The 11,949-nt window shown below is 72.3% G+C and carries 9 protein-coding genes; 5 read left to right on the top strand and 4 right to left on the bottom strand.

Annotated features, from left to right (window positions below; all coding sequences use genetic code 11):
• Positions 1-125 precede the first annotated feature (125 nt).
• From HTZ82_RS02095 to HTZ82_RS02080, 4 genes are read right to left on the bottom strand one after another with little or no spacing between them, the layout of a single operon-like run.
• Entirely contained in the window at positions 126-1,172 is a 1,047-nt protein-coding gene (locus HTZ82_RS02095) for a LacI family DNA-binding transcriptional regulator (protein ID WP_175407524.1), read from the bottom strand.
• 17 nt (positions 1,173-1,189) lie between these two features.
• Positions 1,190-2,110, bottom strand: coding sequence for a carbohydrate ABC transporter permease (locus HTZ82_RS02090; protein WP_175407523.1), 921 nt, complete (start codon positions 2,108-2,110; stop codon positions 1,190-1,192).
• Complete coding sequence (locus HTZ82_RS02085) at positions 2,107-3,033, bottom strand: carbohydrate ABC transporter permease (protein WP_175407522.1); 927 nt, start codon at positions 3,031-3,033, stop codon at positions 2,107-2,109. The genes HTZ82_RS02090 and HTZ82_RS02085 overlap by 4 nt, the downstream gene beginning before the upstream one ends.
• Entirely contained in the window at positions 3,030-4,355 is a 1,326-nt protein-coding gene (locus HTZ82_RS02080) for an ABC transporter substrate-binding protein (protein WP_175407521.1), read from the bottom strand. The genes HTZ82_RS02085 and HTZ82_RS02080 overlap by 4 nt, the downstream gene beginning before the upstream one ends.
• Before the next feature lie 211 nt (positions 4,356-4,566).
• Here HTZ82_RS02080 and HTZ82_RS02075 point away from each other — a divergent pair, with 211 nt between their 5' ends.
• The 5 genes from HTZ82_RS02075 to HTZ82_RS02055 all read left to right on the top strand — a co-directional run bounded on the left by HTZ82_RS02075 (position 4,567) and on the right by HTZ82_RS02055 (position 11,816).
• On the top strand, positions 4,567-6,612 hold the full coding sequence (locus tag HTZ82_RS02075; protein ID WP_175407520.1) for a beta-galactosidase: 2,046 nt from the start codon (positions 4,567-4,569) through the stop codon (positions 6,610-6,612).
• Between the two features lie 117 nt (positions 6,613-6,729).
• Positions 6,730-8,292, top strand: a complete 1,563-nt coding sequence (locus tag HTZ82_RS02070; protein ID WP_175407519.1) for a glycosyl hydrolase 53 family protein — start codon at positions 6,730-6,732, stop codon at positions 8,290-8,292.
• Between the two features lie 101 nt (positions 8,293-8,393).
• The gene (locus HTZ82_RS02065) at positions 8,394-10,001 is read left to right on the top strand and encodes an ABC transporter substrate-binding protein (protein ID WP_175407518.1); all 1,608 of its coding nucleotides are present in this window, start codon (positions 8,394-8,396) and stop codon (positions 9,999-10,001) included.
• A 26-nt stretch (positions 10,002-10,027) separates the two neighbouring features.
• Positions 10,028-10,993, top strand: a complete 966-nt coding sequence (locus HTZ82_RS02060) for an ABC transporter permease (protein WP_175407525.1) — start codon at positions 10,028-10,030, stop codon at positions 10,991-10,993.
• Positions 10,986-11,816, top strand: coding sequence for an ABC transporter permease (locus HTZ82_RS02055; protein WP_175407517.1), 831 nt, complete (start codon positions 10,986-10,988; stop codon positions 11,814-11,816). Before HTZ82_RS02060 ends, HTZ82_RS02055 begins: the two co-directional genes overlap by 8 nt.
• The last annotated feature ends 133 nt before the right edge of the window (positions 11,817-11,949 follow it).

The following is an 11,949-nucleotide window of genomic DNA, read 5'->3' as shown; positions in this document are numbered from 1 at the left end:
CGAACTCTTCCCCCGCTGACCACCCCGCCTACGCCCGCGCCCGCGCGCCGTGCAGCCTGCCGCGGACCGCGATCGCGCCGTCCGCCGTGCCGCGGGCAGGGCGGACGGGTGCCGGGGTTCGCCCGCTACGTCGACTCGCGCGGGACCAGTTCCGTCGGCAGGATGACCGCCGACGGCTCCTCACCGGCCATGCGGGCCAGCAGCATCCGTACCATCTCCGTGCTGATCCGGTCCCACGGCTGGCGGATCGTGGTGAGCCGGGGCCGGGACGCCAGGGCGGCCGGCGAGTCGTCGAAGCCGCCCACGGCCACGTCCTCCGGCACCCGGCGCCCCGCGCGCTCCAGGGCGTCCAGGACGCCCTGCGCCATCAGGTCGGACGCGACGAACACCGCGTCCAGGTCCGGCGCTCGCTCCAGCAGCCGCTCGGCCGCCGTCTCGCCGCTCGCGCGGCTGTAGTCGCCCACCGCGACGAGCGCCTCGTCGGCCGGCAGGCCGCACTCGGCGAGCGTCTCGTGGTACCCGACCAGACGCTCCACACCGCCCGGTGTGTCCGCCGGGCCCGCCACCGTGGCGATCCGGCGGCGCCCTGACGCGTACAGATGGCGCACCATCTCCCGTGCCCCGCCCCGGTCGTCGGCCGCGACGTAACTGATCCGGGCGCTCTGGCCGAGCGGCTTGCCGCACGCGACCACGGGCACGCCCGCCTCGTCGAGCCGCGCCACCACCGGGTCGCCGGAGTGGCTGGACACCAGCAGCACCCCGTCCACGTGACCCGCCCCGATGTAGCGCAGGTTGCGCCGCCGCTCGTCCTCCGTGCCCGCGATCATCAGCAGCAGCGGGAGGTCCCGGTCCGCCAGGGCCTGTGTGCAGGAGCGCAGCAGCACGCTGAAGTTCGGGTCCTCGAAGAACCGCTCCTGCGGCTCGGTCAGCAGGAACGCCACCGAGTCGGACCTGCCGGTGATGAGCGAGCGGGCGTGGCGGTTCACCACGTACCCCGTCCTGCGGATCGCCGCGTCGACCGCGGCCCGCGCCGCCGGGCTGACGTAGTGCCCGCCGTTGAGGACGCGCGAGACCGTGCCGCGCGAGACGCCCGCCTCGCGGGCCACGTCGTGGATGGTGACCGGCCGGCGCCGGCTCTCCGTGCGGCCTGCCCTGCTGCTGTCCCGGGTCATGTCCGTTCCCCCTTCCTTCAGGACTTTACGGCGCCGGAGAGCAGGTCGAGGCTCCAGAACCGCTGGATCACCAGGAACAGCGCGATCAGCGGGACGATCGCCAGCAGCGCTCCCGTGATCACCAGCGTGTACAGCGCGGGTGTCCCGGCGCCCTGCTTGAGCAGCGTGAACAGGCCGACCGTCATCGGGAACTTGCCGTCGTCGCCGAGCATGATGAACGGCAGCAGGAAGTTGTTCCAGATCGCCACGAACTGGAAGAGGAAGATCGTCACCAGGCCCGGCGACATCATCGGGGCGGCGATGCGCAGGAAGATCCGCCACTCTCCGGCGCCGTCCATGCGGCCCGCCTCGACGAGGTCCGCCGGGATGGCCGCCTGGGCGTAGACGCGGCCGAGGTACACGCCGTACGGCGAGAGGATCTGCGGCAGCAGCACCGACAGGTACGTGTCCGAGAGACCGGCCTGAGCGAGCAGCAGGTACTGCGGGATGGCGAGGATGACCGGCGGCATCAGCACGCCCGCCAGCAGGACGTTGAAGATCGTCTCGCGGCCCGGGAAACGGTAGAGCGCCAGCGCGTAGCCCGCGAGCGCGGACACCACCGTGGACAGCAGGGCACCGGCACCCGCGTACAGGGCGGAGTTCGCCAGCCAGTCCCAGTAGATGCCGTCCCGGTACGCGTGGAGGTCGCCGAGGTTGTCGAACAGGCCGGTGCCCGGCAGGAACGTGAACGTGGAGAACAGCTCCGTACGGGACTTGGTGGCCGCCACCAGGACCCACACGACCGGCAGCAGGCAGTACAGCGCGCCGAACGCCAGCGCCGCCGTCGGCAGCAGGGCGATGCGGCGGGGCCGCCGCGGCGGGCCCTGGGAGGTGCCGGGGGTGGTGCCGGCGGCCGGGGCGGCCTTCCGCGCCGAGACCTCTGGGGTGAGGGTGCTCATCGGGCGCCCCCCTTCCGTGTACCGGAGTTGGCGACCCTCAGCAGGGCGAACGACAGGGCGAACGTGGCCAGCGCGAGGACGACGGCCGTGGCGGAGGCCGCGTACACGTTGCCGCCGACGAACGCGTCGTTGTAGACCTTCATCAGCGGACTCCACGTCGTGGACATGGCGTTGGTCAGCGGCTTCAGGGTGGTCGGCTCGCTGAACACCTGGAGCGTGGCGATGACCGAGAAGAAGAAGGTCAGCACCAGTGACGGCGCCACCATCGGGATCTTGATGCGCAGGGCGATCTGGAGGGGCGTCGCGCCGTCGAGCTTCGCCGCCTCGTAGACCTCGGCCGGGATGGACCGCAGCGACGTGTAGATCACGATCATGTTGAAGCCGGTGCCGCCCCAGACCGCGATGTTGGCCATGGCCGCGTACAGCCCGCCGCCGTGGAGGAGCTCGGGCCCGGGCAGGCCCGCCGTGTCGAGGACGTAGTGGAAGGGGCTGACGTCCGGCAGGTACAGGAAGCCCCACAGCAGGGCCGCGATGACGCCGGGGATCGCGTACGGCAGGAAGATCGCCAGCCGGGAGAAGGACCGGCCCCGCACCCGCTCCGCGTCCAGCAGCAGCGCGAAGAGCAGCGCCAGGCCGAGCATGACGGGGACGACGATCAGGCCGTAGCCGAGGACGCGCAGGGCGCCGTGGCCGAGCTCCGCGTCCGTGAGGGCGGCGGTGTAGTGGGAGAGGCCCGCCCAGACCTCGTCCCTCGCGCCCTTGCCCAGGCCCAGGCCCTTGACCTCGATGCGGCGGAAGCTGAGCCACACCGCGTAGCCGATGGGCAGCGCGAAGAAGAGCGAGAAGAGGACGACGGCGGGCGCGAGGAAGCCGTACGGGGCGGCCTTCACCCCGTACGACCTCCGGCGGATGCTGCTGCTCACGGAGCGACCTCGAAGCCCTGCTTCTTCAGGTCGGCGACGGTCGTGTCGTGCATCGTGGCGAGCGCGGCGCCGAAGTCCGACCTGTCCTTGGCGGCCTCGCCGAAGGCGTCCTTGAAGGACGTGTACGCGACGTTGACGTTCGGCCCCCAGGCGGCCGGCGCGGTGGTCTTCGCGATCTCGGCGGCCTTGACGTAGAAGTCGGGCTGGTTGGAGAAGTACTCCGGTGCCTGGGCGAGGGCGCCGCTGGTCTGCGCGGCGGTGGCGGCCGGGTAGATGCCGCTCTCCTTGACCAGCGCGGCCAGCGCCTCGGGGTCGGTGTTCAGCCAGGTGGCGAACTTGGCGGCGGCCGCCTTGTGCTTCGAGTCGGTGGTGACGGCGGTGGTGGAGCCGCCCCAGCTGCCGGTGGTGTTGGCGTCCCTGGTCCACTGGGGGAGCGGGGCCATGGCCCACTTGCCCTTGGTGGCGGGGGCGACGCTGCTCAGGGTGCCGGGGGCCCACACGGCGCTCACCCAGGCGATCTGCTTGCCGCTGTCGAGGGCCTTGTTCCAGGCGGGCGTGTACATCGGCTGGTTGTCGACGGCGCCCTCCTCGACCAGGCCGCCCCAGAAGTCCGCGACCTTCCGCGTGGCCGCGTCGTCGATGCCGACCTTCCACTTCTGGCTGTCGACGCTCCACCACTTGGCGCCCGCCTGCTGGGCGAGGCCGGCGAACAGGCCCGAGTCGTTGGCGGAGAACGTGGTCAGGGACTTGTCGGGCGCCTTCTTCTTCAGGGCCCGGGCCGTCTCGGCGAACTCGGCCCAGGTGGCGGGGACGGTCAGGCCGTACTCCTTGAAGAGGTCCTCGCGGTAGTAGAACGCCATCGGCGCCGAGTCCTGCGGGATCGCGTAGACGGCGTCCGTGCCGAGCGTGGTCTGCTGCCAGACGCCCGCGGCGAACTTGTACTTCACGCCGCCGACCTCGCCGGATATGTCGGCGAGCGCCTCGTTGCTGACCAGCGTCGGCAGCGCCTGGTACTCGGCCTGGACGAGGTCCGGGGCCTGGTGCGCCTTGGCCGCCGTGATGATCTTCGTGACGAGGTCGTCGCCGGATGCCTGCTTCTGGACCGTGACCTGGATGCCTGCCTTTCTGCCTTCTCCGTTGTTCCAGATCGCCGCCACCTTCTCCATGCCCGGCGCCCAGGCCCAGTACGTGAGCTCGGCCGGGCCGGAGGACGTCTGGTCGCCGCTGTCGCCGTCGGGCGCGCCGCAGGCGGTGAGGGCGGTCCCGCCCAGGAGGACGGCGGTGGCGGTGGCCGCGAGGCGGCGGTGGAGCGAGTGGGGCATGGGGTGCTTCTCCCTGACCGAATGTGCCTCCCGCCCGGAATGCGGAAGGCCGCCCTGCATCTGTGAGCGTTCACAGTAGAGAAACGTTCCGGACACTTGTCAATGGTTGTTCCTGTGAGGTTATGTTGCATCGCGGTATCGATCCGCGTGTGTGCACGTTCCCATATGATCGATCACCCTCGCGTTCCTCATGACCCCACAGGAGAGACACATGCCGGAGACCACTCCGAAGGGCCTGACCCGGCTCGCGTTCGGCGGGGACTACAACCCGGAGCAGTGGCCGGAAAGCGTCTGGCAGGAGGACGTCCGGCTGATGCGTGAGGCGGGAGTCACCATGGTCAGCGTCGGCGTGTTCTCCTGGGCGCTGCTCGAACCCGAGCCGGGCCGCTACGACTTCGGCTGGCTCGACCGGCTCATGGACCTGCTGCACACGCACGGCATCCGCGCCGACCTCGCCACCCCGACGGCCGCCCCGCCCGCCTGGTTCTACCGCGACCACCCCGACGCGCTGCCCGTCAGCCGCGAGGGCGTCCGCTACGCGTTCGGCTCCCGCGCGGCGATCTGCCACAGCAACGCCGGCTACCGCGCCGCCGCCGCGCGGATCACCACCGAGCTCGCCCGCCGGTACGGCACGCACCCCGCGCTCGCCCTGTGGCACGTCCACAACGAGTACGGCGTGCCCGTCTCGGCCTGCTACTGCGACGGCTGCGCCGCCCACTTCCGCCGCTGGCTGGCCGGCCGTTACGGCGCGGGCGACGCCACGGCCGCCGTCGCGGCGGTCAACGAGGCGTGGGGCACCGCCTTCTGGGGCCAGCGCTACGGCTCCCTCGACGAGATCACCCCGCCCCGCCTCACCCCCACCGCCTGCAACCCCGCCCAGCAGCTCGACTACCGCCGCTTCGCCGACGCCACCATGCGCGAGAACTACACGGCCGAACGCGACATCCTGCACGAGCTGGCGCCCGGCGTCCCCGTCACCACCAACTTCATGACCGCCCTCAGCCAGTGCGACTCCGTCGACTACTGGGCCTGGGGCCGCGAGACCGACCTGGTCACCAACGACCACTACCTGATCACCGACGGCCGCCGCACCCACGTCAACCTCGCCATGGCCGCCGACCTCACCCGCTCCGTCGCGGGCGGCGCACCCTGGCTGCTCCTCGAACACTCCACGTCCGGCGTCAACTGGCAGGCCCGCAACCCCGCCAAGCGCCCCGGCGAGATGGCCCGCAACTCCCTCGCCCATGTGGCGCGCGGCTCCGACGGCGCCATGTTCTTCCAGTGGCGCCAGTCCCGGCGCGGCGCCGAGAAGTTCCACTCCGCGATGCTCCCGCACGCCGGCACCGACTCCCGCGTCTGGCGCGAGGCCGTCCGCCTCGGCGCCGACCTCGACTCGCTCGCCGGGCTGCGCGGCACCCGCACCGTGCCCGACGTGGCGATGCTGTGGGACTGGCAGTCCTGGTGGGCGCAGAACCTGGAGTGGCGGCCCAGCGAGGACCACGACGCCCGCGAGCGCGCCGACAGCTTCTACGAGGCCTTGTACGACCGGCACCTGACCGTGGACTTCGCCCACCCCGAGGCCGACCTGTCGGCCTACCCGCTGGTCGTCGTCCCCGCCCTGTACCTCGCCACCGAGGCGGCGGGCCGCGCCCTGCGCACGTACGCGGAGAACGGCGGCACTCTCGTCGTCTCGTACTTCTCCGGCATCGTCGACGAGCACGACGCCGTGCACCCCGGCGCCCACCCGGGCGCCCTGCGCGACGTGCTGGGCCTGACCGTCGAGGAGTTCTCACCGCTGCTCGCGGGCGAGTCCGTGCGGCTCACCGGGCCGGACGGGGCCGCGGCCGGCCTCACCGGCGACGTGTGGACCGAGTTCGTCGTGCCGCGCGGCGCCGAGACCGTGTGGACGTACGGAGACGGGCCCGCCGCCGGCCGCCCCGCCATCACCCGCCACCGCATCGGCGGGGGCACCGCCTGGTACGTCTCCACCCGCCTGGACGCCGCGGCCCTGGACACGGTCCTCGCGGCCGCCTGCGACGACGCCGGCATCGCGCCGCGCGCCGAACTGCCCCGCGACGTCGAGGTGGTGCGCCGCACCGGCGACACCGGCACGTACCTGTTCGCGATCAACCACACCGGCGACGACGCCAAGGTGCCGCTGGACGCCCCCGGCACCGAACTCCTCACCGGCGAGCGCGTCGCCGGACGCCTCGCGGTCCCCGCGGGCGCGGTCAGGGTCGTACGCGCCGACGCCTGACGCCGCCTCCCCCCGGACTCCCCCCGGACTCCCCGGGTGCGGCCGCGCACGAGCGGGCGCACCCGGGTGAACGGCACCACCTTCCTCATGCCCTCCACCGTCGAAGGGACATCGACGATGCACGCCGTACCACGCAAGGGCCTGCGGGCCCTGCTCGGAGCCACCGCCGCGACCGGCGCACTCCTGCTCGCCGGACTGACGGCCCCGGCCGCCCAGGCCGCGTCCACGCTCACCAACACCGGCTTCGAATCCGGTACGTCGGGCTGGTCCACGTACTCCGCGACCGGCCAGGACTCCGCCTCGTACGCCGAAGCCGGCGGCCGCAGCGGCGGCTACCGCCTTTCGCACTGGTCGTCGTCGGCCTACAAGGTCGAGACGTACCAGTACCTGTCGGGCCTCGCCAACGGCACCTACACGCTGCGAGCGTGGGTGCGCTCCAGCGGCGGGCAGAACGCCGCGTACCTCGCCCTGCGCAACTGCGGCTCCGCCGAGCAGCGCACCGACCTGCCGCCCACGCCGAACGGGAAGTGGATACGCCTCGTCACCTCCATCCGCGTGACATCCGGCCAGTGCACCGTCAGCATCAACTCCGACGCCAAGGCCGGTGACTGGATCAACGTCGACGACGTCTCCTTCGCCCCCGGTTCCACGGGCCTCGCCGTCAAGGGCGTCGACGTCTCGACCCTGAAGAAGAGCGAGGACCTCGGCGGCACCTACCGCACCAGCGGCGGCACGCCCGGCGACCCCGTGGCCATCCTCAAGTCGGCCGGCGCCGACTACGGCCGCCTGAAGGTGTGGGTCAACCCGGCGGACGGCTACAACAACAAGGCCCGCGTCCTCCAGATGGCGCAGCGCATCAAGGGCCAGGGCATGAAGCTGCTCGTCGACTTCCACTACTCCGACACCTGGGCCGACCCTGGCACCCAGAAAAAGCCCGCCGCCTGGGCCTCCCACTCGTACAGCCGGCTCCGCACGGACGTCTACAACCACACCTACGACGTGCTCAGCGCCCTCAAGGCCCAGGGCACGACCGCCGACATGGTGCAGATCGGCAATGAGATCAACACCGGCATGCTGTGGCCGGAAGGCTCCACGGACAACTGGCCCCAGCTCGCCGGGCTGCTCGAATCCGGTGCCTCGGCGGCGAAGGCGGTGTCCTCCTCCACACAGGTCGCGCTGCACCTGGCGCACGGCGGCGACAACAGCCTGTACCGCTGGTGGTTCGACAACGCCCGCGCGCAGGGCGTGAACCACGACGTGATCGCGCTGTCGTTCTACGGCTACTGGCACGGTGCCCTGTCCGACCTCCAGGCCAACCTGGACGACATCTCCGCCCGCTACGGCAAGCCGGTCCTCGTCGTCGAGACCGCGTACCCGTTCCGCCTCGACAGCGAGGACGGCCACGAGAACATCATCGACCGCGCGAGCGAGCTGGTCCCCGGCTACCCGGCGACCCCGGCCGGCCAGGCGGCCTGGCTGCGGGACGTCATGAACGTCGTGGAGGCCGTGCCGAACGGCCGCGGCCTCGGCGTCGTCTACTGGGAGCCCACGTGGACCGCCGTCGCCGGGAACGGCTGGGACCCGGCCGACCCGTCGTCCGGCAACGGCTGGGAGAACCAGGCGCTGTTCGACTACGGCGACCGGCTGCTGCCGGCGGCGAACTGGTTCCGGCACCGGTAGCCCGTACCCGGTAAGGGGTACATGGTCGGCCGGTCCCGTACATGAGGTTTAATTGCGAATCGCTCGCAACAGCAGTTGATCTTCATGAGGGGTACGGCACCATGAACGCCCGATCCGTCCGACGCATACGCGGCCTGGCCGCCGCGGCGCTGGCCACCGTCCTGGCCGGCACCGCGGCGGCCTGCTCGAACCCGGGCGGCCCCGGTGCCCCGTCCGCGGCCGCCGAGGACAGCGTCGTCGTCGGCATCGCCCACGAGCCCGAGACCCTCAGCCCCCTCCTCGGCTACGGCCGCGAAGGCAACTCCAAGATCTTCGACGGGCTTCTCGCCCTCGACGCCGACATGAAGCTGCGGCCCGCGCTCGCCACCGCCCTCCCCGACGTCAGCGCCGACGGCCTCACCTACACCTACCGGCTCCGCACCGGCGTCACCTTCAGCGACGGCACGCCCTTCACCGCCGAGGACGTCGTCTTCACCTACCGCACCATCCTCGACCCGAAGACCAACAACCCCGCCCGCACCGAACTCGACGCCCTCAAGGACGTACGCGCCGAAGGCGACCACACCGTCGTCTTCACCCTCAAGTACCCGTACGCGCCCTTCGCACAGCGCACCCTGCACGCCATCGCCCCCGCCCGCATCGCCGGCCGGCAGGACGTCAACACGGGCCCCTTCACCACCAGGCCCGTCGGCACAGGACCGTACGTCCTCGCCGACTGGTCCAAGGGCGAGAAGCTCACCTTCAAGGCCAACCCCCGCTACTGGGGCGGCGCGCCGAAGGTGCGGAAGCTCACCATGGCGGTCATCAAGGACGACGACGTCCGCGCCACCCGCCTGCGCGCCGGCGACCTCGACGGCGCCGTCCTCCCGCCCAACCTCGCCCGCGGCTTCGCGGACGACCCGGCGAAGAAGACCTACAAGGCCCGCACCTACGACTACCGGACCGTCACCCTCCCCACCCACAACAAGGTCACGGGCGACACCGCCGTACGCCGCGCACTCGACCTCGCCGTCGACCGGCAGGCCATGGTCGACAAGATCCTCGAAGGCGCCGGCAAGCCCGCCTACGGCCCCGTCCCCACCGACAGCGCGTGGTTCACGCGCGGCACCGAACGCCGCCACGACCTCGCCGCCGCCCGGCGCATCCTCGACGAGGCGGGCTGGAAGCCCGGCGACGACGGCATCCGCGTCAAGGACGGCGTCCGCGCCGCCTTCCCCCTCTGGTACCCCTCCGGCGACAAGCTCCGCCAGGACCACGCCCTCGCCTACGCCTCCGACGCCAAGAAGGCCGGCATCGACATCACCACCCAGGCCGGCACCTGGGAGGTCATCGAACCCCGCATGAAGCACGACGCCGTCCTCGCGGGCGGCGGCGCACCCGGCGACCCCGACTTCGACCAGTACCCGCTGCTCCTCTCCTCGCTCGCCGGGGACGGCTTCAACAACATGGCCGGGTACGACAACCCCGCCGTCGACCAGGCCCTCGCCGACGGCCGCCGCACGAACGACCACGCCGCCCGGAAGGCCGCGTACGACACCGTGCAGCGCGAACTCATGAAGAACCCCGGCTACACCTTCCTCACCCACATCGACCACCTGTACGTCGTCGCCGACCGCTGGGACGGCCTCACCACCCAGGTCGAGCCGCACGACCACGGCCTCGCCTCCGGTCCCTGGTGGAACGTCGAGGACTGGACGCCGAAGAAGTGACCGCGGTCCGCATCCCCTGGGCGGCCATGGCCAGGATGGCGGGGCGGCGGTCCCTTGCCGCCGCCCCCGTCCTGCTGACCGTCACCTTCGGTGTCTTCGCCGTGGCCGCCGCCTCCCCGTTCGACCCCGTCACCGCGTACAGCGGGACCGCGGGGCTCACCGCCTCCCAGGAGAACCTGGACCAGCTGCGCGCCAACCTCGGCGCCGACCAGCCCTTCACCACCCGCTGGTGGCAGTGGCTCACCTCCGCCCTCACCGGCGACCTCGGCGACTCCACCGCCCTGCGCCAGCCCGTCACCGACGTCATCGCGGAACGCCTCGGCTGGTCCGCGCTGCTCGCGGCCGCCGCCTTCGCCGCCGCCCTGCTCATCGGCACCGCCCTCGGCGTGCTGGCCGCCCGCCGCCGGGGCGGCCTGTTCGACCGCTGGGCCACCTCCGCCGCGTACGCCCTGGAGGCCGCACCCGCCTTCTGGCTCGGCCTCCTCGCCATCTGGCTGTTCGCGCTCCAGCTGGGCGTCCTCCCGGCCGGCGGCCTCACCGACACGGCCAGCGACACCGTGACGCCCGGCCAGGTCGCCCACCACCTGGTGCTGCCCGCCGCCGTCCTCGCCGCCACCCAGCTGCCCTGGTTCCTGCTCTACGCGCGACAGGGCGTCGCGGACGCCCTGGACGAGGACCACGTGCGCGGCGCACGCGCCCGCGGCCTGCGCGAACGCACCGTCCTGCTCCAGCACGCCCTGCGCTCAGGCCTGCTGCCCGTCCTCACCCTCATCGGCTCCCGCGTGCCCGAACTCATCACCGGCGCCCTCCTCGTCGAGACCGTCTTCTCCTGGCCCGGCATCGCCGCCGCGACCGTGCAGGCCGCGCTCTCCGCCGACTTCTCGCTGCTCGCCGCGCTCACCGTGCTCGCCACCGCCGCCGTACTGCTCGGCAACCTCCTGTCCGACCTGCTGTACGGGCTGGCCGACCCGAGGGCGGGCTTCGATGGCTGATCGCTCCGTCCCGCGCGGCGCGCTCCCGGGCGCCGTCGTCGCCGTCACCGTCCTGGCCGTCCTCGTCGTGCCGCCGCTGGCCCAGCTCGACCAGCAGGCCGTCGACCTGTCCGCGAAGCTGCTCCCGCCCTCCTGGGAGCACCCGTTCGGCACCGACGACGTCGGGCGCGACCTGCTGCTGCGCTGCGTGTACGGGCTGCGGGTCTCGCTGCTCGTCGGCGTCGTCGCCGCGCTCGCCGCGACCGTCGTCGGCACCGCCGTCGGTGCGGCCGCCGCCGCGATCGGCGGCTGGACCGACCGGCTCGTCATGCGGATCGTCGATACCTTCTCGTCCGTACCGCACCTGCTGCTCGGCGTGTTCGTCGTCGCCATGTTCCGGCCGGGAGTCGGGCCCGTCATCGCGTCGGTCGCCGTCACGCACTGGCTGTCCACGGCCCGGATCGTCCGCTCCGAGGTGCTGTCGCTCCGCTCCCGCCCGTACATCGACGCCGCGATCTCCGGCGGCGCCTCGCGGTGGCGCGTCACCGTGCGGCATCTGCTGCCCGCCGTCGCGCCCCAGGCGGGGATCGCGGCCGTGCTGATGATCCCGCACGCCATGTGGCACGAGTCCGCGCTGTCCTTCCTCGGCCTCGGACTGCCCACGCACCAGGCCAGCCTCGGCAACCTCGTGCAGTCCGCCCGCGGTTCGCTGCTCGCCGGCGACTGGTGGCCCACCCTCTTCCCCGGCCTGTTCCTCATCGTGCCGACCCTCGCCGTCGCCGCGCTCGCCGCCGCCTGGCGGGAACGCGCCAACCCCCGCCGCCGATCGGAGCTGATGCTGTGACGGTCCGCACGACCGGTGCGACCGGTGCGACCGGTACGACGCCGAAGCCGGTGCTGTCCGTACGGGGCCTGTCCGTACGGTTCCGCGCGGGGCGCGGCCGGCCGCCGGTCGCCGCCGTCAGCGACGTACACCT

The sequence above is a fragment of the Streptomyces sp. TRM64462 genome (genome assembly GCF_013362995.1).
In the GTDB taxonomy this organism is placed as follows: domain Bacteria; phylum Actinomycetota; class Actinomycetes; order Streptomycetales; family Streptomycetaceae; genus Streptomyces.
Note: the sequence above shows the minus strand (reverse complement) of the source record. Positions and strands in the feature narration are given on the sequence as shown.